The sequence below is a fragment of the Streptomyces sp. NPDC004721 genome, assembly GCF_053601495.1.
The window spans coordinates 15,268-42,074 of sequence record NZ_JBSGBZ010000063.1; the positions used below are offsets into that span (position 1 = coordinate 15,268).

At 67.7% G+C, this 26,807-nt stretch carries 21 protein-coding genes and 4 pseudogenes; 18 read left to right on the forward strand and 7 right to left on the reverse strand.

Annotated elements, in window-relative coordinates; genetic code table 11:
• Positions 1–178: 178 nt before the first annotated feature.
• From ACWEK3_RS35790 to ACWEK3_RS35800, 3 genes and pseudogenes are all read left to right on the forward strand, one after another.
• Positions 179–976: a MerR family transcriptional regulator gene (locus ACWEK3_RS35790; protein WP_450545646.1), complete on the forward strand. Its 798-nt coding sequence runs from the start codon at positions 179–181 to the stop codon at positions 974–976.
• On the forward strand, positions 976–2,190 hold the full coding sequence (locus ACWEK3_RS35795) for a glycosyltransferase (RefSeq protein ID WP_453251599.1): 1,215 nt from the start codon (positions 976–978) through the stop codon (positions 2,188–2,190). Before ACWEK3_RS35790 ends, ACWEK3_RS35795 begins: the two co-directional genes overlap by 1 nt.
• 108 nt (positions 2,191–2,298) lie before the next feature.
• Positions 2,299–2,430: pseudogene (locus ACWEK3_RS35800) on the forward strand (IS5/IS1182 family transposase); the annotation flags it as partial.
• A 6-nt stretch (positions 2,431–2,436) separates the two neighbouring features.
• Here the strand turns inward: ACWEK3_RS35800 and ACWEK3_RS35805 are convergent.
• On the reverse strand, positions 2,437–2,880 hold the full coding sequence (locus tag ACWEK3_RS35805; RefSeq protein ID WP_453251600.1) for a hypothetical protein: 444 nt from the start codon (positions 2,878–2,880) through the stop codon (positions 2,437–2,439).
• Positions 2,881–3,696: 816 nt separating this feature from the next.
• On the opposite strand from ACWEK3_RS35805, the gene ACWEK3_RS35810 reads away from it, so the two are divergent.
• Entirely contained in the window at positions 3,697–5,001 is a 1,305-nt protein-coding gene (locus tag ACWEK3_RS35810; RefSeq protein ID WP_453251601.1) for a multicopper oxidase family protein, read from the forward strand.
• Between the two features lie 147 nt (positions 5,002–5,148).
• On the opposite strand, the gene ACWEK3_RS35815 is transcribed toward ACWEK3_RS35810, so the two are convergent.
• On the reverse strand, positions 5,149–6,204 hold the full coding sequence (locus ACWEK3_RS35815; protein WP_453251602.1) for a sulfite oxidase: 1,056 nt from the start codon (positions 6,202–6,204) through the stop codon (positions 5,149–5,151).
• Positions 6,205–6,407: 203 nt separating this feature from the next.
• Here ACWEK3_RS35815 and ACWEK3_RS35820 point away from each other — a divergent pair, with 203 nt between their 5' ends.
• The 4 genes and pseudogenes from ACWEK3_RS35820 to ACWEK3_RS35835 all read left to right on the forward strand — a co-directional run bounded on the left by ACWEK3_RS35820 (position 6,408) and on the right by ACWEK3_RS35835 (position 8,531).
• The gene (locus ACWEK3_RS35820) at positions 6,408–6,836 is read left to right on the forward strand and encodes a YidH family protein (protein ID WP_453251603.1); all 429 of its coding nucleotides are present in this window, start codon (positions 6,408–6,410) and stop codon (positions 6,834–6,836) included.
• A gap of 2 nt (positions 6,837–6,838) precedes the next feature.
• Entirely contained in the window at positions 6,839–7,162 is a 324-nt protein-coding gene (locus ACWEK3_RS35825; RefSeq protein WP_450545661.1) for a DUF202 domain-containing protein, read from the forward strand.
• Between the two features lie 129 nt (positions 7,163–7,291).
• Positions 7,292–7,623 (forward strand): annotated as a pseudogene (locus ACWEK3_RS35830) (alpha/beta fold hydrolase); the annotation flags it as partial.
• 206 nt (positions 7,624–7,829) lie between these two features.
• On the forward strand, positions 7,830–8,531 hold the full coding sequence (locus tag ACWEK3_RS35835; RefSeq protein WP_450545665.1) for a TMEM175 family protein: 702 nt from the start codon (positions 7,830–7,832) through the stop codon (positions 8,529–8,531).
• A gap of 616 nt (positions 8,532–9,147) precedes the next feature.
• On the opposite strand, the gene ACWEK3_RS35840 is transcribed toward ACWEK3_RS35835, so the two are convergent.
• Positions 9,148–9,492 carry an ArsR/SmtB family transcription factor gene (locus ACWEK3_RS35840; RefSeq protein WP_384439890.1) on the reverse strand — a complete coding sequence of 115 codons (345 nt, stop codon included), beginning with the start codon at positions 9,490–9,492 and terminating at the stop codon, positions 9,148–9,150.
• A 103-nt stretch (positions 9,493–9,595) separates the two neighbouring features.
• Between ACWEK3_RS35840 and ACWEK3_RS35845 the strand changes: the two genes are divergently transcribed.
• From ACWEK3_RS35845 to ACWEK3_RS35855, 3 genes are all read left to right on the forward strand, one after another.
• Positions 9,596–10,570 carry a quinone oxidoreductase family protein gene (locus tag ACWEK3_RS35845; RefSeq protein ID WP_450545666.1) on the forward strand — a complete coding sequence of 325 codons (975 nt, stop codon included), beginning with the start codon at positions 9,596–9,598 and terminating at the stop codon, positions 10,568–10,570.
• Between the two features lie 144 nt (positions 10,571–10,714).
• On the forward strand, positions 10,715–11,278 hold the full coding sequence (locus ACWEK3_RS35850; RefSeq protein ID WP_450545668.1) for an EamA family transporter: 564 nt from the start codon (positions 10,715–10,717) through the stop codon (positions 11,276–11,278).
• Between the two features lie 332 nt (positions 11,279–11,610).
• Positions 11,611–11,907 (forward strand): hypothetical protein, encoded by a 297-nt coding sequence (locus ACWEK3_RS35855; protein ID WP_390729337.1) that lies wholly within the window; start codon positions 11,611–11,613, stop codon positions 11,905–11,907.
• Between the two features lie 526 nt (positions 11,908–12,433).
• Here the strand turns inward: ACWEK3_RS35855 and ACWEK3_RS35860 are convergent.
• Positions 12,434–13,411 carry a phage baseplate protein gene (locus ACWEK3_RS35860; RefSeq protein ID WP_450545670.1) on the reverse strand — a complete coding sequence of 326 codons (978 nt, stop codon included), beginning with the start codon at positions 13,409–13,411 and terminating at the stop codon, positions 12,434–12,436.
• Between the two features lie 431 nt (positions 13,412–13,842).
• Here ACWEK3_RS35860 and ACWEK3_RS35865 point away from each other — a divergent pair, with 431 nt between their 5' ends.
• From ACWEK3_RS35865 to ACWEK3_RS35875, 3 genes are all read left to right on the forward strand, one after another.
• The gene (locus tag ACWEK3_RS35865; protein ID WP_450545672.1) at positions 13,843–14,232 is read left to right on the forward strand and encodes a hypothetical protein; all 390 of its coding nucleotides are present in this window, start codon (positions 13,843–13,845) and stop codon (positions 14,230–14,232) included.
• Between the two features lie 665 nt (positions 14,233–14,897).
• Positions 14,898–16,307, forward strand: coding sequence for a hypothetical protein (locus tag ACWEK3_RS35870; protein WP_453251608.1), 1,410 nt, complete (start codon positions 14,898–14,900; stop codon positions 16,305–16,307).
• A 299-nt stretch (positions 16,308–16,606) separates the two neighbouring features.
• Positions 16,607–16,750 (forward strand): transposase, encoded by a 144-nt coding sequence (locus ACWEK3_RS35875; RefSeq protein ID WP_453251609.1) that lies wholly within the window; start codon positions 16,607–16,609, stop codon positions 16,748–16,750.
• Between the two features lie 189 nt (positions 16,751–16,939).
• Here the strand turns inward: ACWEK3_RS35875 and ACWEK3_RS35880 are convergent, their stop codons facing one another.
• Positions 16,940–18,148: an ROK family transcriptional regulator gene (locus ACWEK3_RS35880; protein ID WP_450546835.1), complete on the reverse strand. Its 1,209-nt coding sequence runs from the start codon at positions 18,146–18,148 to the stop codon at positions 16,940–16,942.
• Positions 18,149–18,251: 103 nt separating this feature from the next.
• On the opposite strand from ACWEK3_RS35880, the pseudogene ACWEK3_RS35885 reads away from it, so the two are divergent.
• From ACWEK3_RS35885 to ACWEK3_RS35900, 4 genes and pseudogenes are all read left to right on the forward strand, one after another.
• Positions 18,252–18,477, forward strand: a pseudogene (locus ACWEK3_RS35885) (ATP-binding cassette domain-containing protein); the annotation flags it as partial.
• A gap of 363 nt (positions 18,478–18,840) precedes the next feature.
• Complete coding sequence (locus tag ACWEK3_RS35890; RefSeq protein ID WP_453251604.1) at positions 18,841–24,552, forward strand: ThuA domain-containing protein; 5,712 nt, start codon at positions 18,841–18,843, stop codon at positions 24,550–24,552.
• A 207-nt stretch (positions 24,553–24,759) separates the two neighbouring features.
• The gene (locus ACWEK3_RS35895; RefSeq protein ID WP_450546833.1) at positions 24,760–25,380 is read left to right on the forward strand and encodes a hypothetical protein; all 621 of its coding nucleotides are present in this window, start codon (positions 24,760–24,762) and stop codon (positions 25,378–25,380) included.
• Complete coding sequence (locus tag ACWEK3_RS35900; RefSeq protein ID WP_453251605.1) at positions 25,377–25,889, forward strand: hypothetical protein; 513 nt, start codon at positions 25,377–25,379, stop codon at positions 25,887–25,889. Before ACWEK3_RS35895 ends, ACWEK3_RS35900 begins: the two co-directional genes overlap by 4 nt.
• Positions 25,890–26,228: 339 nt before the next feature.
• On the opposite strand, the pseudogene ACWEK3_RS35905 reads toward ACWEK3_RS35900, so the two are convergent.
• Together ACWEK3_RS35905 and ACWEK3_RS35910 are read right to left on the reverse strand one after the other, a co-directional pair.
• A pseudogene (locus tag ACWEK3_RS35905) lies at positions 26,229–26,306 on the reverse strand (hypothetical protein); the annotation flags it as partial.
• A gap of 335 nt (positions 26,307–26,641) precedes the next feature.
• On the reverse strand, positions 26,642–26,797 hold the full coding sequence (locus tag ACWEK3_RS35910) for a phosphodiester glycosidase family protein (protein WP_453251610.1): 156 nt from the start codon (positions 26,795–26,797) through the stop codon (positions 26,642–26,644).
• Positions 26,798–26,807 lie beyond the last annotated feature (10 nt).

Genomic DNA, 26,807 nt, shown 5'->3' on the forward strand with positions numbered 1-26,807 from the left:
GCGGGCTGCCAGAGGCGGCCTTGGGGCGGAGCCGGGGGCTACATGACCGCAAGATGTCCGTTCTCAGATCCTCAAGATCCACGTCTCAAGTGTCCGAGATCCGGGGCCAAGGCCCCAGACAGTTTGACCCTCTCCTTACGTCAGGCTTAAGGCTGTATGCCGACGAAAGGGCAGGTGGATGAGCTACTCCGTGGGACAGGTCTCGGCCTTCGCCGGGGTGACGGTGCGTACGCTGCATCACTACGACAAGGCAGGGCTGCTCTCGCCCAGCGGCCGCAGCCACGCCGGCTACCGGCTCTACAGTGACGCTGACCTGGTCCGTCTCCAGCAGATCCTCTTCTACCGCGAGCTCGGCTTCTCCCTCGTTGAGATCGCTGCGATCCTCAAGGATCCGCAGTCGAACGCCCTTGAGTATCTGCGGGCCCGACAGCGGCAGTTGGGTGAGAAGATCGCCAGATTGCAGCGGCTGGCCGAGGTGGCAGAACGGGCGATAGAAGTCCAGCAGACCGGGGTGTCCCTGACTCCCCAGGAACGCTTCGAGGTCTTCGGCGAGATTACCTTCGACCTGAGCTATGCCACCGAGGCGGAGCTGAAGTGGGCGCAGTCGGAGGGACAGCGCGAGGCGATGGCGCGCGCGGCTGCCCACACCAAAGAGGACTGGCGGCAGCTCATGGGCGAGGCCGCCGCCTGGCGCGCGGAGCTACTCGCGGCCTTCGACAAGGGGGAGCCGAACGACGGCGAGCGGGCCATGGACCTCGCCGAGGAGCACCGCCTGCACATCGCACGCTGGTTCACCTCCTGTCCGCCCGACATGCACTGGCGCATCGCGGACGACTTCATCGCCGATCCGCGCGCCTTCGCTCTGGTGGTGCCGCCGTCGCAGCAACGGCCGGGGCTGGCCGCCTATCTGTGCAAGGCGATCCACGCCAACACGGCCCGCCACGCAGGTCGCCGTACCGATTCCGAGGAGGACTGATGAGGGTTCTGATCGCCGCGGCCGGATCGCGGGGCGACGTCGCGCCCTACACCGGGCTGGGCGCCGCACTGCGTCGCGCCGGGTACGACGTCGCCCTTGCTACCACGGATGACTTCGCGCCCCTCGTACACGACGCAGGGCTAGAGTTCCGACGTCTGCCCGCCGACCCGCGGGCCCACGGCGGCGTCACGGGCCGACGTGAACTGATGTGCGCGGCCGCCGCGTTCATCACCGAACTGGGCCAGGGATTCGCCGATGCGGTGGCCGATGGCACGGATCTGCTCTTGCTGTCGGCCGCCACCGCCCCGCTCGGCTGGCACCTCGCCGAGGCGACGGGCATACCGAGCCTGGGCGCATACCTGGTGCCCACCGCACCTACCGGCGACTTCCCGCCCGTCGTCACGAGTATGCGTTCGCTGGGCCGTCCCGCCAACCGCATGGCCGGAGGCTTCACTCTTCGCATGGTCGACCGCGTCTACGAGCAGGCGGTCGCAAAGCTGCGCCACAGCCTGAAGCTGCCGCCACTGTCCGCCGCTGCGATGCGCCGACGGCAGGAACAGGCGAATTGGCCCATCCTGCATGGCTTCAGCGCGGCACTCGTGCCTCGCCCCTCCGACTGGCGCTCCGGCCTGGAGGTAGTGGGCACCTGGTGGCCCCATCAGGATGCGTCTGAACGGCTGCCCACCGGCCTGGAGGACTTCCTTCGTGCCGGACCCCGGCCCGTCCTCATCGGCTTCGGGAGTATGGCAGCCGGCGACGGGGAGCGGTTGAGCGAGATCGCCGTGCGAGCCCTGCGCCACGCCGGGCTGCGCGGCATTCTCCAAGCCGGCAGTGCCGGACTCGCGGCCGACGGCGACAACGTGCTCACCATTGGGGACGTACCGCACGCCCTACTGTTCCCACGGCTGGCTGCGGTGGTTCACCACGCAGGGGCCGGCACGTCGGCCGCGGCGTTGCGTGCCGGAGTGCCCGCGGTCACCGTGCCGGTGACCGCCGACCAGCCGTTCTGGGCGGGACGACTTGCTGCCCTCGGCGCCGCCACAGACCCGATCCCCTTCCGATCCCTGACTGTTGAACGGCTTGCCGACTCACTCGACCAAGTCGTGAAGCAGCAGACATACGCACGAGCCGCCGCGAGAGGCGCGCAACACATGGTGACCGAGGACGGAGCGGGCCAGACCCTCGAGGCCATCCAGCAACTGGCCAACGGATGATGCCGATCCGTTCCCCACCGTCGTCACTCAACGTTGTGCTCCGCCAGCCGCCATATCGAATGACTGAGCCTTTCCAACCTGGCTTGCAGCGAGCTGAGTCGACGTGGAGGCCGGCAAGCCGTCAACCGCTCCCACGCCAAGATCCGAGCCGTCGGCGAACAGGCCATGGCCACCCTCAAGACCTGGCGACTCCTGCGCAAACTGCGGTGCAGCACGGGCCGCATCACGGATCTGATCAAGGTCGGCTCAATCTCCAGACCAACCCCAGAAGTAGATCTCCTGTGGCATCCCGTGGTCGTCGTGCAGTACTGCGCAACGGCCGTACCAGCGCTCGCGAGCGAGGTCTTGGATCGCTGGAACGTGTTCGCGGGTCAGCCGCTCAGTGCCGATGGCCCTCCGGGCCTCTTCGGCGGTCACCGGCTGTACTGCACAGACCTCGGGCACCTCGTCTTCCCGTTGAACGTGGAAGACATCGAGAATCGAGTGGGTTCCAGAGTGCTGTGTCCACTCGTCGGCCCACAGTTCGTCCAGGGTCAAAGGCTGCGGGCGGCGCTCCTCCTCAGGAAGCCAGTCGCCACCGCGCACCCAGTAGTAGTCACCGGCGAGGAACGCTCGGTTCCGCAACTCCTGCAGCGCGGCATCAAGATCCTCTTGGTACGGCACGTAGTAGTCCCAGGCCGAAGCACCCATCCTGTACCCCTCCGAGTCAGCTGCCATCGCGGTACCACGTCACAAGAACGTTAGCTGTCGCCCCTGACAGGCCATGAAGGCTGACGACATTCCTCGTGCAGCGACGCGGAGACGTACCGAAGAAGACGACCAGCCCATGCATGGTCGACGAAGAGCCGAGCGGAGTTGTCACGCTGCGCAAGGTCTGCTCGCCGTGACCAAGGTGCCCGGCCCAGTTGGGGCGACTACTCTCGGCCGTTGCCCAACAGCGAGGCTGTGGACCGCGCATGGAGGCGTTCTCCGGCTGCATGTACTACGCGGCCATGAGACCGGCGGAAGTCATCCATCTCCGGCTCGTGCAGTGTCACTTGCCCAAGCACGGGTGGGGATGCTGAACCTGTCGGGAGGTGTCGTCATCGCTTCGGAGTGGCAGACGATGGCCGGCGAGGGCTTGGATGCGCGTCCTGACCGGAGTCCATCATGGGCGGTCGTGGGGCCCATTCGGGCGGATGGCACCGGCGGCCGGGCGTGGCCGCGTGGCACGGGATCCTTGTGCCCTTACTCTTCCGCTGACTGACCAGCAGCATACGGATCTCCGTCCGGACGTTCCCGGTCGGGGCCCGCCCGTTTTCCTGGGGGAGACAAGTGACCCGGCCCACCACACGTTGTTCCTCGCCGTCCAGCATCGTCGCCGGCCTGCTCCTCGCCGCGCTCTGGCTCGCCGGCTGCGCGGGTAGTGCACCGAGCGAGCGCTCCAGCGCCACGCAGGGGTCCGGGGTTGAGGGTGGGCCCACACCGCCGGGCACGGGGCCGCGGCTCCAGGATCCCCCGGAGGTGGTGAGCCGCAACGGTGTGCTCAGGACCACGATCGTGGTGGAACGGCGAAAGGTCCGCGTTGGCAACCGCCAGTTGTACGCGACGACCTACAACGGGGCCTACATGCCGCCGACGTTGCGCGTGTGGCCTGGCGACCGTATCGACCTGACCATGATCAACAACGCAGACAAGTACACCAATCTGCACACGCACGGACTGTTCGTGTCGCCGCGCGCTCCCTCCGACGACATCTTCATCTCCATCAAGTACGGGCAGTCGTACCACTATGCCTATCAACTGCCGCGCGGTCACCCCACTGGCACTTTCTGGTACCACTCACACGCGGACATGCTGTCCGCCCCGCAGGTCGCGGGTGGTGAGTCGGGCATCCTCGTCGTCGGGAACCTGAAGCAGCACCTGCCTTTGTCGTTGCGGAACATCACCGAGCACACCATCGCGTTCAAGGACTTCCAGGTCCAGGGCGACGCGATCAAGACCCATCCCCTGAGTATCGGCGCGTCGACCAACCGCACCGTCAACGGCCAGCAGAACCCGGTGATCCACATCCGGCCCGGAGAGACCCAGTTGTGGAGGCTGGCCAACATCGGCGCCAACATCTACTACAAACTGCACCTTCCGGGCGTCCGCTTCCACGTGATCGCTCAGGACGGCGTCCCCGTGGGCAGGGCCTACGCCGAGGACACGCTGCTCATTCCCGCCGCGGCCCGCTTCGATGTCCTGGTCCAGGGCGGCGCTCCCGGCACCACCCGGCTGGAGACACTGCCGTACAACACCGGCCCGGCCGGGAACCAGTTCCCCCGGGCCGACCTCGCTACAGTTGTCACCAGTGGCACGCCCGTGACGCGGGCCGTGCTCCCGACCGACCTCGGCTCATACGAGAACCTGAGCCACGCGACGATCGCGGACCGCAAGACCGTCGTCTTCACGGAGAACAAGGCCGGCACGATCTTCTACATCAACGGCCGGACGTACGACGCGAGCCGGACCGACTTCGTCTCCACCCTCGGCGCCGTCGAGGAGTGGACCGTCCGCAATGACTCGGACGAGGACCACAGCTTCCACCTGCACACCAACCACTTCCAGTTGATGAGCACCAACGGGGAGGCCCACGACCCCACCCACGGCGTCTACGACACGGTGAACGTGCCGAAGCGCGGTGCGATCGTCGTCCGCATCCACTTCAGGGACTTCACCGGCAGAACCGTGTATCACTGCCACATCCTCAATCACGAGGACATGGGCATGATGGCCGTCCTGGACATCGTTCCGCCCGGCGCGCGACCCCGGGCCACCCACAGCGGATGACCGTCGACACGTGGCGCGACCGCCCCGCCCACCGGGCCGGACCTGTCCCCGGCTGCGACGACTTGTACATGGCTCGCCGTGGCGCCTGTCCGGGCGGTCAGCACCACGGAGAGTTGTTCTCGACGCGCACTACTTGTCAGTGTTCGGTCAGGGACGGCACGTGATGTGCAGGTGCGCCGCGGCGTTGTTGGCGTATCCCCTGGGATTCCAGACGGTTGCCGGGGATTCGGCCTGCACGGCCGCGGTGGAGTCCCAGGCACGTGCGATGAGCTCGGCCTCACCGGGGGGCAGGGTGACCATGGCGCGCCAGTGCTGCCAGGTCCAGGGATTCTCCGGGGGGTCGAGATCCGTGGGGGTCCAGGTGCTGCCGTGGTCGGCGGAGACATCCACGCGTGCCACGGTTCGGTCGTCCCCGGCGAAGGCGAACCCGCTGACCTCGGTCGGTCCAGAGGGCAGGTGGTCGTTCTTGCCGGGCCGTAGGATCGCGCAGTGGATGGCGACCGGGCCGAGGGTGATGCCGTCGCCCGGTCCAACGGCCTCGGGGTCGGCTTCGGGGGGCAGGACGCTGTATTCGGCTTGGAAGTAGTTGTCGGTCGGTTCGGCCTGTGCGCTGATGCGTTGGAGCCATTTGACGCTGCGGGCGCCGATCCAGCCCGGAACGATCACGCGTAGGGGAGCGCCGTGCGCGGCGGGCAGTGCCTGATCGTTCATGGCCCAGGCCAGGAGCACCTCGCCGGAGGTTGCCTTGGCCACCGGTATGGAGCCGCCGAAGGGCTGGGGCGGGGTGGCCTGCTGTGACACGTCGGCGCCGGTAAAGGCGATGTGGGACGCTTCCGGCTGCGCTCCGGCCTCGGCCAGTACGTCTGCCAGGCTCGCCCCGCTCCATCTCGCAGTGGAGATGGCTCCTGGACCCCAGGGGACCTGGCCGGGTATGTCTCGGACCTTGATGAGATCGGCGCGGCGGTTGCCGGCGCACTGCAGCGTCGCCACCAGTGTCCGCTCGGTGAAGCGGCGCAGATCGTCCATCGACAATTCCAGGGGACGATCGACCAGACCTTCCACCCGCAGCCGCCAGCTCGCGGAGTCGATGCGGGGGATCGGTGCGTGGTTGCGGCCGTAGAAGGTGTCCAGGGAGGTGATCTGGGCTGCGAGGGAGCCAGGAGGCGCTTCGGCGTTGTAGGGCTCGTCTTGGTGTACGAGCATGTCGTCACGTTTGCCCCATATATCCATGAGGTCAATGTCCACCACGTTGGGCGCGGACGCCAACCCGCTCACCAAGGGGGCAAGCCTGTGACGTATAGACGGCGCGGGGGCCGGCAGGTGCTGAAACGGCAGAGATTCGCGGCGTCTCCTAGCCTGATGAAGGGCGGCACATCATCCCGCGTGCACGGGAAGGGGTGCGGTCAATGTGCTTCGGGCCGATTCGACGCCGAAGCCGCCTTGGAGGCGTCGCCGGCGCCCGCCGCTCAGGAGAGCGACGGGCGGACACCGACGAGGGCGCCGAGCCCGACCCGCGTTTCACCTTCGCCAACGAACGCACGTTCCTGGCGTGGAGCCGCACCGCATTGGCGCTGGTGGCGGCGGGGCTGGCCGTCACGCAGCTCCTGCCGCCCTTCCCCGGAGTCTCCTGGGGCCGCCGTGCCATCGGCGTGCCGCTGATCGTGCTTGGCGCAGCCGTCGCCGTGATCAGCTACGTCGAATGGAGCCGGGACCAGCGCGCGCTGCGAACAGGCAGGCCTCTGCATCACACACATCTGCCGTTGATCCTGTCCCTGGTGATTGCCGCGGAGTGCCTGTTGGCAGCAGCCCTCGTGATCTTTGCGAAGGGAGTCTGACCATGTCCGGATCCGAGAGATCGCCACGCCCGGCTGTCGCCGAGGAACTCGAAGATCTCGACCCCGGACTCGCCCGGGAGCGGACCTGGCTGGCCTGGCGCCGTACGGCCATCTCCTTGACGGCCGTCAGCGCCGCCGTGCTGAAGATCTCCCCGATCGACGGGGCACTCCTGCTGGTGATGACCCTGGCGGTATGGGCCACTGGGCGAGGGCACGTCGCAACAGGATCACGCTCGAGCGATACAAATGCACGGCGTCCCGCAGTACGCCTCACCGCGTCGACCATCGTGCTCACCGCTTTGGCCGCCCTCATCGTGGCCTTGTGATCGTATTGAGCGATCCGAACACTTCTGTCTCGCCCGAGGCGGCTTTCTCTTCAGGTCGGCGGAGTGGATATGACTGGTGGCCTGCCTGGCCTTGCTAGGCAGGAGTCCTGGCTCAGGGAGGTGGGCACAGCCGTCGAGGCCACCATCGCCGAGGAGGCCTTTCGTCGGTCTTCGCCGCCGACGTGCCGGCGGCGGTCACGAAGGTCCTCGCGGCGGCTCGGCACCCGCTCGCCGCCGCGGCCTTCGGAGAGAAGGCCACCGCCGCCGCATGGAAGACCAAGCCGTCCTGGGCACTGATAGCAGGCGCGGACCAGGCCATCAATCCGGAGGTGGAGCGCTTCGCCGCGAAGTGCGTAGGGGCGACCGTAGTCGAGATGGAGGGCGCGTCGCACGCCGTCGCCGTTTCCCATCCCAAGGAGGTCGAGGACCTGATCCGCGAAGCGGTACGCGCGACGAGCTGACGGGCGGCAGGGACAGCCGCGCGGGAACAGTCTCCGCACCGCGTCCGTGCGGCCCGGTCGTCGTGCTTCCCGGCCGCACGGGTCGCGTCAGAGGGCCTCGCTCGGATGTGGTTGGCTCAAGCTCTGCCGGACGGTTCGAGCCCTTGAGGCCGCCGACTATGAAAACCGTCCGAATCCGACATGAGCCAAGTACTTCAGGAGCCAGCTTGTCCCGGAGCCACTCTCGCAAGTTCTCTCGTTCTGAGACCACACGGGCCGAGGCCTTCAGCGACGGTGTATTCGCCATTGCCGTCACGCTTTTGGTCCTGAATCTCGCTGATCCGCCGCACAAGCCGGGCGGCCTTGGCCAGGCATTGCTGGCTCAGTGGCCCGCCTACCTCGGCTACTTGGCGTCCTTCGGCTATGTTTCGGTGATCTGGCTCAACCACCACCAGGCCTTCGTGCGCATCAGGGCCATGGACCGCGGACTGCATGCTGTCAACCTGTTTCTCCTGCTCACCACGGCGGCGCTTTCCTTCCCCACAGCGGTGGTCGCGGACGCACTGCAGGCTGACCCTACGGGCTCCGACGCGCGGGTGGCCGTCGCTCTCTACGCCGGCCTCGCCGCAGCGATGTGCCTGAGCTGGGTGGCCTTCTACCAACAGATCGCCCGCCGACCCGAACTGCTGGACCCTGACGTGGAGGACACGTACGTACGGCACGGACAGCTTCGTTCCGGAGCTGGAGCCGTTGCCTACACCATCGCCGGCCTCCTTGGGGTGTTCGTCGCACCGTTGCTGGCGATCGCGGTGTTCGTCATGCTCCCTGTCTTCTACTTCGTCACCAGCGAAGGTCTGCCCGGCGGCCGGGGCGGCTCTCCTGATACAGGACCCCATGCCGACGAGGGAGGTCGTGGCGGTGCGGTCTAACGCGTCCTGACACTCGGTGGCACGGTGTCGGCCAGGCGGGCGGTGTCTTCCAAGCGTCTGGCTCGCTGGATGGATGGGCCACTCGAGAGGAGAGTGACGCGGACCGGGCCAAGCTACTCAAGAGCGGCCGAAGGCCGGCACGCGCACGCCGTGCCGGGGCACCTCGCCAATGTCCGGCAGGCTCACCTCGATCACCGCAAGGCTGTTGCCCCGCAGGAAGCGGTTCAACGCGGCTTCGTAGGAGCCGGTGCACTCCACTCCGGCGCGGTGGACGATGCCGTGCGAGAGGCCGGCGGCTGGCTCCCACTTCCGCTCCTGACCAGGCAAGCTGTCCGCCGGCGGCGCGGGCACATCTGATTGGGCCGGGCAGCTGTCACCGGATCAGGGCCGTGGCCTGGTTCGTGTTGGCCGCTTGAGCGAGGTCGTTGTCACCCTCTGGGTGTTCTTGTTGTCACCAGCTTCGATCTTCGGGGGCAGAGAAGGTGGGGCGGGCTGAGTGGACTCGCGCCGGTACGAGTGTCCGCATGGCTCCGCGGGCGGCGTCACCGTCCTGGGTGAACGTCGGCTGCCAGAGGCGGGGGTCGCGGGCTGCCCGGTGTGGGGGCGCTGGCGGGTGTCAGGAGATTTCGTCGTCGCGGAGTGTGAGGTCGAGCAGGCCGGGGAAACGGGCGTCGAACTCTTCCCGCCGCAGTCGGTTGAGTCGCTTGGGCCCGTCGTCGCGCTGTTCGACCAGGCCGGCGGCGCGCAGAACCGAGAAGTGATGGCTCTTGGCTGCCCGGCCGACGGGGACGTCGAAGTTGCTGCAGCTCAGGGACCAGTCGGGATGGTCGGCCAGAGTGCGCACCAGTTGGATGCGGACCGGGTCGGCGAGCGCGGCCAGTGCGGTCAGCAGCGGGACGTCGTCGGGGTGCGTGAAAACGGGTGCCGGGCGGTGACTCTTGCCCGGGGTCTTGTCCGTCATCGCTCGCCCTTCCTGGCGTTGCCCTTTGCGGAGTGTTCGACGGACATCATACAGTGCGAGTGTTTGCTTCCCGTCGAACACTCTCGGAGAGGTGGTTCTGCGTATGCGTGCGGTCGAGTTCCAGGAGTACGGCGGCCCCGACGTACTGCGGGTCGTCGAGGCCGAGGTCCCCGAGCCCGGCGCTGGGCAGGTGGCCATCGACGTCGCGTGGGCGGGCGTCAACTTCGCCGATCTCAAGGCCCGGGCCGAGGGCTACCGGGTCGCCTCGCTGCCCCACCGCCCCGGTCTGGAGGTGTCCGGGCGCATCCGGGCCGTCGGCGAGGGCGTGACCACGCTGCAGGTGGGGCAGGAGGTCGCCGGGCTCGTGCAGGGCGGCGGATATGGCGACGTGGTCGTTGCCGAGGCGGCGGCCGTGTTTGCGCTGCCCGGCGGCGTGGACCTGCGCACCGCGGCGACACTGCCGACGGTGCTGCCGACCGCCCACGCGCTGGTGCACGAGGTGGGCCGGCTGCAGGCCGGGGAGAGCATCCTCGTGCAGGGCGCTGCCGGCGGTATCGGCACGGCTGCTGGGCAGTTGGCCCGCGCGGCGGGCGCCGGCGCCGTATACGGGGTGACTTCGAACAAGGCCAAGGCCGAGTACGCACGCGAGCACGGATACCACGACGTGTTCCTGGCCGACACCTTCGACCAGGACGTACGTCGAGCCACCGGAGGCCGAGGCGTCGACCTGGTCCTCGACCCGGTCGGCGGAGACACACTGCGCCGCGGACTGGAAGCGCTGGCCGCCTTCGGGCGCCTCGTCTCCTTCGGCAACGCGAGCGGCGCCGACCCATGGCAAGCAGGACAGGCCGACCTTGCCACCCGCGGCCTGTCCGTCAGCGGCTTCTCCGTGCTGGCCCTGGCCGGCACGGCCCCGGACGCACTGCGTGCGCTGACCGCCCGCGCGCTGCGCACCGTTGCCGAAGGGACCGTGTCCCTGCCCGTCACCGCGGAATTCCCGCTGCACGACGCGGCCGGGGCCCACCGCCTCATGGGCAGCCGCACCTCCACCGGCAAGCTCCTGCTGCGCATCGCCTGAGACGAACACCTCCCAAACCAGGGTGGCGCAGGCACTCCTGCCGCACCCAGCACCCCACCCCGGCACCCGAGGCCCCATGCACAAGGCCTGCGACCATGGACGGAAGCGATGCAACTGAGCAGTGCGCCTCAAGGATTCTCGGCCGTGGCGGGCAAGGTGCCCGCCTCCGGTCTGGTCCTGGCCGGAGTCTGCGGGATCCAGTTCGGCGCGGCACTCGCTCCCCGCGTGTATCCCCAGGTGGGTTCTGCCGGAGTGGTGTTCCTGCGCCTGCTGATCGCAGCCGTGCTGCTGTGCGTGATGTGGAGGCCGCGGCGCGCGGCACTCGGCCGGATGAAGGGAGCCTGGCCGGCCATGCTCGGCGCGGGCACGCTGCTCGTCGGCCATCACATCGCGTTCTTCGCGGCCGTGGAGAAGAACGTCCCGCTCGGCGTGGTCGCCACGATCGAGTTCCTCGGCCCGTTCACCATCGCCCTTGGCGCTTCCCGGCGCCTGGCCGACCTGGTTCCGGCCTGCGTGGCGGCAGGCGGCGTGGCATTGCTGAGCCAAGGCGGCACCGCCTCCCTCCCACTGAGCGGCGTCGTCCTGGCCGCCCTGGCGGCTTGCTGCTGGGCCTCCGTTGTCGCTGATCACAGCGACGTGGACGGTGTCGGCGTGGGAATCGACCCCGCCGAACACATCCCGGTCCACAGTGTCCGCCGCAACCTCTGATGTCATGCTGATACTGCCTTCCCAGCCGAAGGTAGGCGCCGGCCGGGTGGCGCAGACAGGACATTGAGGGGGCTTCTGACCAAGCTCCTGACTTGTTGAATCGACCCCAGAAGCTCGGTCTGCAGCCGTAGCGTCCAGGGTGTCGGTCGGCACGGGCCCGCAGTGCTCCTATCAGGTCATGTTCCGCCCGGCCGGGGCCACGAGAACGAGCTCCGGCGGCCGGACAGAACAACGCGAAGACAGCCCAGTAGGGCGTCAGTCAGTGCCCGAGTCACGACCGCCGGAACCCGAGTATCAGCATCAATGTCAGTGCCGGCTGCAAGGCTGATCGAATGAACGGCGATGAGCAGCTACTGCGCGGCCGGGTCTACGGCCACGACCACGACGACCCCAACCCCGGTCCGCTTCCGCACCGGACGTACGCCACGCTCATGGGCGGCCCGCTGGACGGCCTGCTGCTGGACATCACGGGCTGGCGCCCGGAGGAAGTCGACGACGGCGTGGCCCTGCCCACCGAGCTCGGGCAGTTCCCCGGCGGCCGCGCCCTGTACGACCCGCGCCCCGGCGAAGCGCGCACGCCCGGTCCCGGCGTCGCGTGCCGTCTCTACTACTCCGGCGACATGCCCTGACCGTAGCCCCGACCATGACCCCGACCAGAGCCGAAAGCGACCCGGGCAAGCACTCCCGCTCAGCAGTGGCTGTCGGCGTCAGCGGACGCGTTCGTCCGGCTGCGGCTCTGCCAGTAGGCGGCCCGCAAGAACGGCGTCCGCTTCAGCTCCGGCAAGCCGTTGTGGGTGACGCTGCGGCGTCCGCTCCGGCCGCTGGACTACGCCGCGTTCCGCGCGGTTTCGGTCTGAGCGAACAAGGCCCTGGGCGCCAACTGGAGTTCATCCCGGGTGATGTCCGCAGCCCGGGGGCGACCTGGCCGGGCAGCCTCCGCGGCGAACTCCTTTAGGCCTCGGCCGGCGTCGTACTCGACGAGGTCGAGGGCTACGTAGTCGTGGCCCGCCATTGCCTCGAAGACTGTGATCGCCTGGGTTGTCGGGTCCGGTGTCGTCGGGTGCCGCGACGAAGATATTCGGACGACTGCCGGTCGCCTGGGACGTCTGACCGGGGGCCCGGCGGCCGACGACTGGCCGCCGGGCGGACACGGGCTCAGACCAGCGCGTTCTTGTAGAAGATGCTGGAGCGCCGGTCGCCCTCCACGCCGGTGGCGAAGCCGATGAAGAGGCGGGCCTCGCCGGCGTCGGTGCGGTAGATCGCCAGGCCCTCGGGCTCGCGGTAGTGGAGGGTGGAGCCGGCCTTGGTGAGGACGGGGCCCTGCTTCACGGTGCCCGTGTTGATGTCGATACTGGTGACGTAGGAGTTGCCGTCGCCGGTGGGGGTGCCGTCGCCGGGGTACGCGTCACCCGTCAGGTAGTACATGTACGAGCCGTAGAGGGTGTAGCCCTGCGGAGTGCCGGAGATCGTCGGCTGCTTGAAGTCGACCAGCGGCGAGCCGAAGCTGCGGGTCTCGAAGGCGGAGAGGGGGTACACGGCGATGCGCTTGCCGGCGCTGGTGTGGTAGCGCACGATCATGCGCTGGTAGACCGGGTCGACGGAGCAGGTGTACTCGGTGGCCCCAGAGATCGGCCGGTAGGCGGCCGAGGCAGCCGGCGAGCCCAGGGTGGTGTCGGCGGTGTAACGGATGGGGGCGAGCGCGGTGCCGTACCCGTTGGTGTTCGCGGCGCACTCGATCCACAGCTCGGTACCGGAACCGCTCGGCAGCGCGGCGAAGGCGACGCCGTGGCCGAAGCCATTGAGGTGCATGTACGAGATGAAGTTCCCGCCGAAGTCCATCTTGTTGATGCACAGGTCACCGGCGGACTCGGCGCTTCCACTCCGCTTGGTTGCCACGAACAGGAACTTGTTCACCCAGTCGAAGGCGAAGCTCTGCTGGACCCGCGGACCGTGCGTGTCCTTGGACCGGAATAGGTCGTACGACGGCTGCGTGAGATCGAACCGCTTGGTGGTGGCCACCGCGGCGGAGGCGGTCTGCGCGCCGACGCCGAGCCCGAGCGCGGTGAGCGAGGCGCCGGCGCCGGTGCGTAGGAGGCCGCGGCGGGAGAGGGGGAAGCCAGGGGTGCGGTTCACGGGCGACTCCAGGGGCATGGGTGGAGGGCACGGACACGTGATGCTATCCGTCACAGGGGTGGTGTGAGTACCGGGTCTCGGTGGGCAGTTGGATGTCCGGTTACCCGGAGGCCAGGCGCGAAGTGGTGTCGTCCGGGGCCGCCCCGGACCGGGTGGAGAGGACTTCGCGGGCCTTGGCTGACCTCGCTGTCGTGGTTCCCGGACTTCGGAGCGCGCGGGGCTGATCGCCCGGAGCGGCGAAGCTTCCCTCGAACGAGTCATCCCGAACGTCGTCTCCGCTGGTCGGAGGGCGTCCCGTCCCGTCGTGTCGTCAATTGCGGGACGAGCGTTGCCGGTGTCCGTGCCGACCTCGCACCCTCGTGGTGTCCGCTCGGCAGCACGGCCGTCGGCGGACGTGAACCGCCCTCCTCACTTAAGATCGGAGTACTGACATGCGGACGATCGGCACGCGCTTTGGCGTCCTCGCCAGCATCACCACCCTCACTCTCGGCGTGCTCGCCGGCCCGGTGGCCCACGCGGCGACCGCCGACACCACGGCGACCGCGTGCAAGTCGGGCCACGGCGTGGGGGAACTGTGGTCCCCCAAAGGCCGGAACATCGGCGTGGAGAAGAACTGGAAGTGCGACGGGCACGGTGGCTACAACGGCAAGTTCCGCTGGTGGAAGAGCGACGACGGCGTGTGGGCCCAGATGCTCATCAAGTGGGAGTCCGGTCGGCGCGAGCAGAAGAAGATGAAGTTCGGGAAGCAGTACACGTACAAGGGGGCCTACGGCGTCTACATGCGTGCCTGCGACTCGAGTGGCTGCGGCGGCTGGTGGTGAGCTGACCGGACAGATCCACGCCATGGGGACCGGTAGCCCTCGATCCGGAAGGTAGTCACGCAAGGATCGACTCCCAGCCTGGCCGCCCCGGCGCCCGGCCGGGTGACGCCACCGCGACGATCCGCTGCGCCGCGATCGCCTGATCGACGGTGACGGCCGAGATTCCAACGTTCCGGACGAGGCCCTTCTAGCGTGCTTCGGCGAGCATGCCGAACTGGTCCCTGCCGGATAGTCCGGCCTCCGGGCTGCTCCAGCAGCAAGGAAGGATCCTGGGCGCGCAGCGCTGCCCGGATGGTCGCGGCATCCATGATCGGCATCCCGGCAGCACTCCGGCCAGCCAGGATGGCTCAAGTGGATCCGATTGTGCAGCGTCAGTTCAAAAAGGGTGCTGCTGGCTCAACAGCCCTTCATCGGCGGGTCGGTGGAGTTCGGGGGTGTCTCGGGGGAGCTGCAGGTCGTCCAGATCTTCGCCGTCCCTCTGCGGCGCTGAACCGACACCAGCTCCGCATGCAAACACTATGACCAAAAAGATCGCGCCCTAGTCCAGCAGTCCGCTCCTTCCTAGCATCGCAGCGCACGGCACAAGAACGCACCGCGTAGGGACAAGGAGCAAGAGCTTGACCAGGTCCAACGCATCACAGCACGTAGGCAAGAGAGTCCGCGGGCTGTTTCGCACAGCCCTAGCCGTCGCTGCCACGGGCGTACTCGTCGGCACCCTCTCCAGCGCCCCACCGGCCGCTGCGAACGTCCAGCACCCAACCGTCGCTGCATGTCCTGCTGATCTGACCGACAAGGCCACGTGCTACACCGGCCAGGATGCCAACGGCGCCTACTACGCGATCGCTGTCCCCAAGCACTGGAACGGCTCCCTCGTCGTACACGCTCACGGCGGCCCTGACCTGGGCGCCAATTCCGATCCCACGCGTAGCATCGACGACCTGGCGCGCTGGTCGGTTATGGTCGACCAGGGCTACGCCTGGGCCGGCTCGTCCTACCGCCGTGGCGGCTACGGTACGCGCATGGCCGCCGCCGACACGGAAAACGTGCGGCGCCTATTCGTCTCCACGTTCGGTCAACCACAGCGGACTTACGTGCACGGTCAATCCTGGGGCGGCGACGTGGCCGCCAAGGTCGTGGACCTCTACGGCAAGAAGAACGGCCCCTACGACGGGGCCTTGCTCACCAGCGGGGTCCTGGCGGGAGGCTCCCGCGGTTACGATTACCGTGTCGATCTGCGGGTGGTCTACCAGTACTACTGTCAGAATCACCCCCGGCCCACCGAACCGCAGTACCCGCTGTGGCAGGGCCTGCGCGCTGACTCCACAATGACGACCAACGGGCTGCGCGCCCGTTTGCAGGAGTGCACGGGCTACGCCTCCGCCCCACAGGATCGCACCGCCCTGCAGCAGCGCAACCTCGACGACATCCTCGCCGTCACCAAGATCCCCGAACGCACCCTCGAGTCGCACCTGCGTTTTGCCACCTTCACCTTCCGCGACATCGTTCACAACCGCCTCGGCGACCGCAATCCGTTCAGCAACCAAGGCGTGTGGTACTCCGGATCCCACGACGACAAGGCCCTCAACGCCGCAGTCGAGCGCTTCTCAGCCGACCCGACCGCCTTCCGGGATCTGTCCTATGACAGCGACCTCACCGGCAAAGTCTCCATCCCCGTCCTCACCCTCCACGCGATCGACGACCCCACCGCGTTCGTCGAGCATGAAGCGGCCTACCACGCCACTCTCCAAGGCGCCCACCGGGACAGGTACCTGGTGCAGACGTTCACCCAAGAGCACGAGCACAGCCAGCTCAGCAACTCGGAGTACGCCAGTTCCATCTCGGCCCTGAATAGCTGGGTGCGCACCGGGAAGAAGCCTACGGCGAACTCCATCGGAGCCACGTGCACTTCTTTCGAGCGCGTCTACGGCACAGGATGCTTCTACGAACCCGCCTTCCGCCCCTCGCCCTACGCCTCGCGCGTCGCCGCCCGTCCGGACGGACTTCACTGGCCTGCCATGACCGCGACGCAGGAAAAGACTTGGAGCCGTATCAACGGCGTCGGTATCGCCCCCTAGTACTCCAGTCCGAATTCGCGATCTTGTCGCGGACCCGGCTGGGGAACAGGTACGGCCACCGCGTGATCATCAAGGGTTGTGTGGACTTTTGAAGACCGTGCGGTGGCCGCAGGTCATAGCGTAGGCCCTGGCCGCTGGAGGGCGATGTTCGACCAGGTCATGGCCCGGATCGCGGGCACATACAGGCGAGTTGAGCCCCGGGCCGCGGTCCGCGCTTACCTGCTCGGGCTGCTGTCGGCGTCGAAAGGACGCTCGTGACGCCACCTCGTGGGACCCCCGAATGGTGGTTCACGGTGGCTGTGACACGTCGTCATGAACTCACGGACCGGAAGTGGGAGTTCCTTGCTCCGCTGATACCGCGAGCTGCGACGGGCCGGCCGCGTGTGACGGACCGGCAGGTCATCAACGGGATGGTCTACAAGATCCGTACCGGGATCGCCTGACGCAACCTGCCGGACTACCGGCCGTGGCAGACGGTGTGCACCCGCTTCCGCCGCCACGCCCTGATCGGCGTGTCCACCCGAGCCCTCCAGCAGATCCAGTCCCGCGCGGACGCGGCCGGGGACATCGACCGGCTGGTTCCGAATCGACTCTGCCATCGTGCGGCGGCGGTTCCCGTCAATGCTCGATTTCTATCTGCGCAACCATGTGGACGGGTCATCGATGATGGCCCGGATGACCGAGCTCGCGGCCCCGAGCACGGAGGCGTCGGTGCCCGCGAGCGAGATCCGGACGCGGATCGGAGACCAGGATGAGGACAGCACCCGAAGATCGACCTCACGCTGCACCTCTGGCTGGATCCAGGGCCCCAGCGGTGCGTAGATGCCGCCGAGCACGACGCAGCCGATGTCGAGGAGTTTGACGGCCCCGGCGATCGTGATGCCGAGAGCGCGGCCGGCTCGCCTGAGCGCCGCCAGGGTTTGACAATGGCCCGCCTCCGCCGCCTGCACGATGCGGCCGACGGTAGCCTGTCCCCCCATTGAGGTGGCGGCCCGCAGGGGGAGTCCGGCGGCCCGCAGGATGGCCTCTTGGCCGGCCACTTGTTCCAGGCAGCCGTGGGCGCCGCACTGACATGGTGGTCCGTCCATCCCGATGGCCATGTGCCCGATCTCACCGCTCCAGCCGTGCTCGCCACGAAACAGCCCACCGCCCATGACGATGCCGGCGCCCACCCCGATCTCGCCCGAGACATGCAGAAAATCGGGGGGCACGGCGCCCCGGTCCATGCGCAGTTCGCCCAGCGCGGCGAAGTTCGCCTCGTTGTCGACCGTGATCGCCAGCCCGTCCAAAGCTCCGGTCCGGGCGAGCAGCGACGAGATGTGGACATCGCGCCAGCTGAGGTTGGGTGCCAGGCGCAGCAGCCCTTTGTCGACCAGTCCGGGAACGGCCACGCCCGCACCGGCCACGGTCAAGTCCAGCCTCTCGGCCGCAGTGATCGCGGTCGCGGCCATGTCGGCGACGGTGCTCAGCACCTCGCGCGGGGTCCGCCCCCGCTGGTCCTGCTGTACAACCTCCTGGTAACGGATTCCTCCGGCGAGGTCGATGACGCATGCTGCGATGTAGTCGACGCTGATTTCCAGCCCGAGTCCGGCCGCTCGATCGTCGGCGAGTACCAATCCGGTCGCCGGGCGGCCCGTCGGCCTGGTCTTGCGTGGTTCCAGTTCGCCGACCAGACCACCCTCGATCAGGACGTCGACCAGAGCCGAGACGGTGGCCCTGGTCAGTCCGGTCGCCGCTGCCACGTCGGCACGCGACACCGGTTCCGCCGCGCCGGCGATCTGGTTGAGCACCAGCGACAGGTTTCGGGTCCGCAGGCTTTCTTGCCGGGCCGGACTGGCCATGACTTCTCTGTTCCCGGGCCCTGCCGAGTCTCCACCCTTCATAGGTGTTGACACTGCCACATTCCCGCTCTAAGTTCAGCGACTAAACAAAGCCAATCTGGACATGGATCTCACCTTGGGGAACCACGTGACCGTGCCGCGGTTGCGGGTGCAGGGCGTCAATACGTTCCCCGGGGCCCGAGCACTCGATGGCGTTGACCTGGAGACACTCCCGGTGCGGTGCACTGTCGGCTCGGGCGGAACGGTGCGTCGGAAAGTCAATTCTGATCAAGGTTCTCGCCGGCGTGCATCAGTCGGACGGCGGTGAGATCCATGGCCGCGGCGATGCGCCGTGGCCCGATGGACCGTGGTCCGGCGATGTCGGACCGCAGAGGGAGGGGCCGTCCATGCACGTAAAGCTCCTGCGTTTGCTCGCCTCGTCAACCGCGAGTGGCTAGGAGCCATCCACTGAGGGTGTCCCTCAGTCCCGGCAAGAGACCCCCCGTACCGCATTACGAGGGGACCGACGACCCCGTCCCGGCCCCAGCCCGGCATGTGCGGCCGGACGACCCCAGAACGTGGGGGGCGCCGACGTTGACAGCACCCCGGCGCACCCCAACCAGCAAGCGGCCCGATGAGTCCACATTCCCCCGAGCCCCAGAGGAACGGCTGTGGCCCACAGACATAGAACCCTACGCCGAATAGCCGCGACGATGGCGTTTGCCCTCGTCCTTCCCATCCTGTCGCTGGTCGCCCCAGCGGCCCTGGCGTCGCCGGCGCACGCCGCCACTGCGGCACCTGCCTTCAAGGTGCTCGTCTTCTCCAAGACCACCGGATTCCGACACGACTCGATCCCTGACGGCGTCGCAGCCATTCAGAAGCTCGGCCAGGAAAACGACTTCGCGGTCGACGCCACCGAGGACAGCGCGGCGTTCACCGACGAAAACCTGGCGCAGTACCAGGCCGTCATCTTCTTGTCCACGACCGGCGACCCGCTGGGCACGCAGGACCAAAAGGACGCCTTCCAGCGCTATATCCAGCGCGGCGGCGGTTTCGCCGGCGTCCACGCCGCTTCCGACGGCGGTTACAACTGGCCGTGGTACGGCAAGCTCGTCGGCGGGTACTTCAAGTCGCACCCGGCGATCCAGAACGCCACCGTCAAGGTCGAGGACCCGGCGCACCCGTCGACCGAGGGTCTGCCGACATCGTGGAAGCGCAACGACGAGTGGTATGACTACCAGGCCAACCCTCGTGGCACCGTGCACGTGTTGCAGTCGATGGATGAGAAGTCCTACAACGGCGGCACGATGGGCATCGACCACCCGACCACGTGGTGTCAGGACTACGACGGCGGCCGGTCGTGGTACACGGGGCTCGGTCACACCAAGGAGAGCTTCAGCGAGCCGGAGTTCCTGAAGATGCTCCTCGGCGGCATCAAGACCGCCGCGGGTGTGGTGAAGGCCGACTGCGCCGCGTCGCAGAGCGCCAGCTTCGAGAAGGTCGCCCTCGACAACAAGACGTCGAACCCGATGATGCTGGACGTCGCAAAGGACGGCCGGGTCTTCTACATCGACCGCCTGGGCGACGTCAGGATCGTCAAGCCGACTGGCGGTACGGTGACGGCTGGTCACCTGAACGTGTTCACCGCCAACGAGAGCGGGCTGCTCGGGCTGGTGCTGGACCGTGACTTCGACTCCAACCACTGGGTGTACCTGTTCCACTCCCCGGTGGGCGAGAACGTGGACCGGCTGAGCCGGTTCACGGTCACGGGAGACACGCTCGACATGTCGAGTGAGAAGAAGGTGCTCGACGTGCCGGTGCAGCGGGCGGAGTGCTGTCACCACGGCGGCGGCATGCTGATGGATCGCAAGACCGGTGATCTGTGGCTGGCTGTGGGCGACAACACCAACCCGTTCGCCTCGGACTCCTACACCCCGATCGATGAGCAGCCGGGCCGTGAGGCGTGGGACGCTCAGCGCACCTCGGGCAACACCAACAGCCTGAGTGGCAAGCTGCTGCGGATCCACCCCGAAGCGGACGGCACCTACAGCGTGCCGGCGGGCAACCTGTTCGCTCCGGGGACGGCGAAGACGAAGCCTGAGATCTACAGCATGGGCTTCCGCAACCCCTTCCGGATCGGCCTCGACCCGAAGACCGGGAATCCGATGGTCGCCGACTACGGTCCTGACGCCGGGTCTCCGAGCGCCACGCGGGGTCCGGAGAACACGGTGGAGTGGAACCTGATCACGAAGCCGGGCAACTACGGCTGGCCGTACTGCACCGGTCCCAACAACCCGTACATCGAGTACGACTTCGCCACCAAGAAGTCGGGATCGGCGTTCAACTGCGCCGCCCCGGTCAACAAGTCGCCCAACAACACCGGGCTGGCCGACCTGCCGCCGGCGATCCCGGCAACGGTCTGGTACCACTACAACACCGACCCGAACCAGTTCCCCGAGCTGCAGGGCGGCGCGCCGATGGCGGGCCCGGTCTACCGGTATGACGCGGACCTGAAGTCGGACGTCAAGTGGCCGGCGTACTGGGACGGCAAGGCGATCTTCGGCGAGTGGAACACCAACAAGATGTTCTCGTTCCAGCTGAATGAGGACACCACCAAGCTCGTCAAGATCAACCAAATTCTCAAGTCCATGAGCTTCAAGCGGCCCATGGACATCAAGTTCGGCCCTGACGGTGCGCTGTACCTGATCGAGTGGGGGTCCGGGTTCGGCGGTGACAACGCCGACTCTGGCGTCTACCGGATCGAGTACGTCAAGGGCAACCGGCCGCCGGTCGCCCGCGCCTCGGCGGACAAGACCGACGGTCCGCTGCCGCTGACCGTGAAGTTTTCCAGTGAGGGGACCAAGGACCCCGACGGCAAGGCGCTCACATACGCCTGGGACTTCGGTGACGGCACGGACGGCGCGACCGACGCCAACCCCACGCACACCTACACCAAGGCGGGCGAGTACAACGCGGTCCTGACCGTCACCAACGACGACGGCATGACCGCCAAGGCCAGTGTGACGATCACCGCGGGCAACACCCGGCCCACCGTGAAGGTGGACCTGCCTCCGAACGGCGGATTCTTCGACTTCGGCGACCAGGTGAAGTTCAAGGTCACCGTCACCGACGCCGAGGACGGCCAGATCGACTGCAACGAGGTCCAGATCCAGGCGATCCTCGGCCATGACGGTCACGGTCACCCCCTCGACCAACTCAAGGGTTGCGAGGGCATCGTGCAGACCAACGAGGGCGGGCACGGCGCCGACGAGAACCTCTTCTATGCGATCGAGGCCAGCTACACCGATCACGGCGCTGCCGGCGGGGCCAAGCCGCTGACCGGGCGGGGTCAGGTCGTGTTGCAGCCCAAGCACAAGCAGGCCGAGCACTTCTCGGCGACCGGCCGGGTCTCGGACAGCAAGGCCACCACCGCCCATGGCATTCAGACGGAGACCACCGGCGACCCGCTGGGCGGCGGCCTGAACATCGGGTACATCCGGGACGGCGACTGGTGGTCGTTCGACCCGGTGAACCTGACCAACATCGACGCGATCCGGCTGCGAGTGGCCTCCAACAACTCCGGCGGAACTGTGCAGGTACGGCAGGGTGACCCGGAGAACGGGAAGCTGGTCGGGACTGCCGATGTGACGGGCACCGGCGGCTGGCAGAAGTACGTCGATGTCACGATGAAGCTGACCAACGCGTCGACCGACAGCGGCCCGCTGTACTTCGTCGTGCGCAAGCCGGCGAGCGCGGGCGACGACGCCTTCTTGATCAATGCCAACTGGGTCGACTTCATCGGCAAGGGTGTCACCGACAGCCAGCGCCCGGTGGTGACCGCGTCGGCGAACCCGACCTCGGGCACCGCGCCGCTGAAGGTCGACTTCACCGCGTCGGCCACCGACCCCGACGGCAACCTGCCGCTCACCTACAAGTGGGACTTCGGGGTGAAGGGAGCCCCGCAGCCGACGACCGCGGACGCGAGCTACACCTACAGCGCGCCGGGAACGTACACCGCCTCGGTCACCGTGACCAACGCCAAGGGCGCGGCGACGACCAAGGAGATCTCGATCAAGGTGGAGGCGTCGAACACGCTCTGCCTGACCGGACGTTCCGACGACTTCCTGGGCACTGAGCTCAACCATGACCGCTGGTCGGTCATCCGGGAGAACCAGGACCTCAAGGTCGAGGACGGCAAGCTCGTCATCCCGACGTCGAACACCGACATCTACGGATCCAACAGCGGCTCGCCGAACATCGTCGTGCAGCCGGCGCCGTCAGGCGCCTGGATGGCCACCACCAAGGTCACGCTCAATGCCCGCGACGCCTACCAGCAGGCGGGTCTGATCCTGTACGGCGACGACGACAACTACGCCAAGATGGTGCTGCAGGGCCGCGGCACCGACAGCCACGCCAACCGTATCTTCCAGTTCATCCGCGAGGAGAACGGCGATCCCAAGGAGGTGGCGGCCAGTAACACGGCCCAGCTCGGGGACGCCTACCCCGACACCGTGTACGTGCGGTTCATCAGTGACGGCACCAACCTGACCGCTCACTACTCGGCGGACGGCATCAACTTCACCGCGATGCCGGAGACGAAGCCGCTCGCCGGGATCAAGAACCCGAAGATCGGCCTGTTCGCCATCACCGGCACCGGCAACCGCCCGGTGATCGACGCCCGCTTCGACTGGTTCCACATCACCCCCGACGACACGGCGACCAAGCCGGGTCCGAACGACGAGTTCGACGGCACCACGCTCGACCAGTGCCGCTGGGACTCGATCGTGCGCCACGACCCCTCGGCCGTGCGGGTGACCGGTGGCAACCTGGAGATCGACACCTCCAAGGGAGACATCTACGGCACCGACAACAGCAACCCGAAGAACTTCATCGTGCAGAAGGCGCCGGCCGGCGACTGGACGCTGGAGACCAAGGTTGACGGCAGCGCCTTCAACGAGCGGTACCAGCAGGCCGGCCTGATCGTCTACAAGGACGACGCCAACTACGTGAAGTTCGACTTCGTCACCGACAACCAGCCCGGCGAGGCCGTCGCCCGGCGGCTCGAGCTGCGCAGCGAGATCGGCGACGTGGTCCAGAACCCGCAGCCTGCGATCAGCAACCTCACCAGCGGCGTGGCCTGGCTGCGACTGAAAAAGGAAGGCGACACCTTCCACGGCTACTACTCAGCCGACGGCAAGACGTGGACCGAGATCGCGTCGAACGGCAACCCGACGCCGGTCAAGAACGACGTCGTCTCGGCGAACGCGAGAGCCGGACTCTACGCCTTCGGCGTCAACCAGACGGCGTCGAAGACGGCCAAGTTCGACTACTTCCACCTCACCCCGGTGGTCGAGGAGGACAAGACGCCGCCGGTGACGACCGCGAAGACCGACCCGGCACAGCCGGACAGCGGCTGGTTCACCGGTCCGGTCACCGTCACGCTGACCGCCGCCGACGAGGACAAGGGCAGCGGCGTCAACCGTACCGAGTACAAGCTGGACGGCGGCGACTGGACGGCCTACACCGCCCCGGTCATCGTCCACGGAGACGGCTCGCACACGCTGGCCTACCGCTCGGCCGACAAGGCCGGCAACGTCGAGGACGCCAAGACCCTCACGGTCAAGGTGGACGCGACGGCGCCGATGACCACCGCGAAGATCGCCTCGGCGAACGACGACGGGTGGCACAACGGCGCGGTGCCGGTGACGCTGACCGCGACGGACGCGACGTCCGGCGTGGCCAAGACCGAGTACTCCACGGACGGCGGCCCCTGGACGCCGTACACCGCGACGGTCACGATCACGGGCGAGGGGCAGCACGAACTGCGCTACCGCTCGACCGACAAGGCCGGGAATGTGGAGGACATCAAGGCCGTCACGGCCAAGATCGACACGAAGGCACCGACCGTCTTCGTCTCCGGCGTGGCAGACGGCGAGAAGTACGGCGACAGCCAGGACCTGGCCATCAGCTGGCAGGCCGTCGACTCCGGGTCCGGGATCGCGTCGGTGAGCGGCACGCTGGACGGCAAGCCGTTCGCCTCCGGCACGGTTCTGGCGTTGCACGAGCTCGGCCTGGGCAAGCACACGCTCAGCGTCACCGCCGTCAACAAGGCCGGCAACCGGACCGAGCAGACCGTGAAGTTCACCGTCGTGACCTCGACGACCGACATCGCGAGCCTGATCGACCGCTTCGAAAGCACCGGAAAGCTCACCCCGCTGGGCGCCCACAAGCTCCACGGCAGGCTCGACAGTGCGATCGACGCCGAGAACAAGGACAAGTCCAACGAGAAGATCATCGATGAGCTGGAGAAGTTCAAGGCCTTCGTCAACGACGACAAGAACGTCTCCGACGACCAGGTCCGGGCCACGCTCCTCCGCGACGCCGACGCACTGATCATTCAGTACGGCGGCACGCCGAAGGACTGACCACCGGCCGCGACCCCGAAGAGGTGCAGGGCGACCGAAAGGAACCCCGGCACCCCGCTGAACCAACCAGGGTGCCCCGCGACAACTGTCGTGGGGCACCCGCCCATTCCGCTCCCATCAGTACATACGTCCAACGTTCATCAGGAGGTGGGCATCATCAGCCGACGCAGGGAACCGACGGTGGCCAGGAATTCGCCCCGAGGTTGGGTGCTCACACTCGCGGCCGCATTCACACTCGGCGCGCTTCTCGTCGGCGGTCTGGTGTTCGCCGGAACCCGGGCGAGTTCGACCGAGCGGACGGCCGACCGGATTCGCGTCGAGGCCGCCCAGCGGGACAAGGCGCAGATCAAGACCCTGACCGAGCTGGCCCGTACGACCCGCGACCGGCTCGTCCCTGTACTCGAGGGCCTGGACCGGGCCATGCCCGCTGACGACAGCACCCGACCCGCTACGGTGACCTCCGCCGATGTCGCGGGTTGGCGGCGTGCGGCCACCGCAGCCGTCGAGGCCTTCGCCGATCCACCCTCCGGCGAGACCGCTACCAACGTGGCGAGGTCGAGCCTTGCCTCCGCCGTACGCCAGATCGCCACCACCGTCGACACATACGCGACCTCGCGGGCACTGACCGGATCCACCCGCGAGACTGTGGTGGCCCTCGCCGTACGGCAGCGCACCGACGCGATCTTCACCTGGTCGACCGCGGCCACGGCGCTCGACGCCGCGAACACCGACGCAGGCCTCGGACACCAGCACGTGTTCTTGCCGGCACCCCCCGGCAGCGGAGCACTCACCCCCGACGACGAACCCGAAGGGAGCCACGGACCATGAAGATGACACGGAGGCACGCCACGACGACTGTCCTGTTCACCGGGCTCGTCCTGCTGCTCGGCGCACCGACGGCGTCCGCCCATAGCGGCCCGATCAAGCTGGAAGTGAGCGGGGATGGCAGCCACGACATCAACGTGCTGGTCACCTGGAAAAAGGACGGCCATCCGGTCAGAGACATTGTCGCAGCGACGTTGGTCGCAACCTCCACCGACGGCCGTTCCTTCGGTCCGGTCCGGCTCAACTCGGCGCCCGAAGGCCAGAACCTCTACCACTCCGCCCAGCCGCTGCCGAACGGCCAGTGGCGTGTCACGGTGACCACGACCAAGCCCGCCAAGGCGCAAGCGACGGCGAACGTGACGGCGCGAGACATTCCCGCACCCAAGAAAGCGGCAGCCGTGCCAGACCGTGGGAACCCGATCGGCATGGCACTCAAGATCGGCCTCATCGCGGTCGTGGCGGCTGTCGGCGTCGCGGCCTGGAGACGCCTGGGTCATCGCAAGCGCCTATGAGTGGGCGATGACGGAGCCGTTGCTGCCTTTGCCGTCTGGCGAGGCGGTGATCGCGGAGAAGGCCCCGAGACAGCAGGCGTGATTGAGGCGGTCGTTCTTCACTCACCGTCTGGTGATGCTGGACTTCGAGCATCTGCTGAGCGATTACAGCGCAGGGCAGTCACGCAAGGGCTCGGGACCGCGGAGAGTCCGCGGCCCCGAGCCCGTTGGCGACGCCCGGCCTCCAGGCTCCTCAGCAGTGCCGTCGCGGTCCGCGGTCCGCGACGCGAACAGCGTCCAGTGCTGGTCGTATTACGCCTTGGCGGCCTCCGGGTTCTCCTGGAACCTCTCATCCGCCAGTCACCAGACCATGCAGCGCCCTAACCTGCGGGCGCGCAGGCCGGTCATCTGCCCGGCCCTGTACGCCCTTCGCTGTTCTGCGACCCACTGCCCGAGCGGGCCAGGCGCCTTCCTTGTGCCATACGGGAGCCGGACGCCAGGCCGCGACCATCACCGGGTCACGCGGAGCAGCAGACGCGATTCTTCCTCGCCTTCCTCCGGCGCTGCGAGTTCAGCGTCCTTGGCGGCGTTCTTGGGCTCCGGCCCTGGGGTGACTACACGCTGGAGCCAAACCGGGCCGGGATCGGGTGGACGGTCTGCGGGCCCGGGGGCCGACCGGGCTGTGTGGTGCGGCCGCAGGCCCGGGGCCGGAACCCTATCGGCCCCCGGGCCGTGTCTGGAGACAGGACCCCAGCGGAACGGTGCGATCGGCTTCAGCTGCGGCGTGCCGGCAGTACCTGCAGGGTGTCGCCGACCGGGCGTTCACCGGTCGCGTCGGAGGTGATGTTGACGAGCCGTCCGTCCACCGCCATCGCGGAGGAGCCGCCGCCGTCCAGGTTGAGCGCCTGCACCGCGCCCAGGGAGCGCATGAAGTGCGCG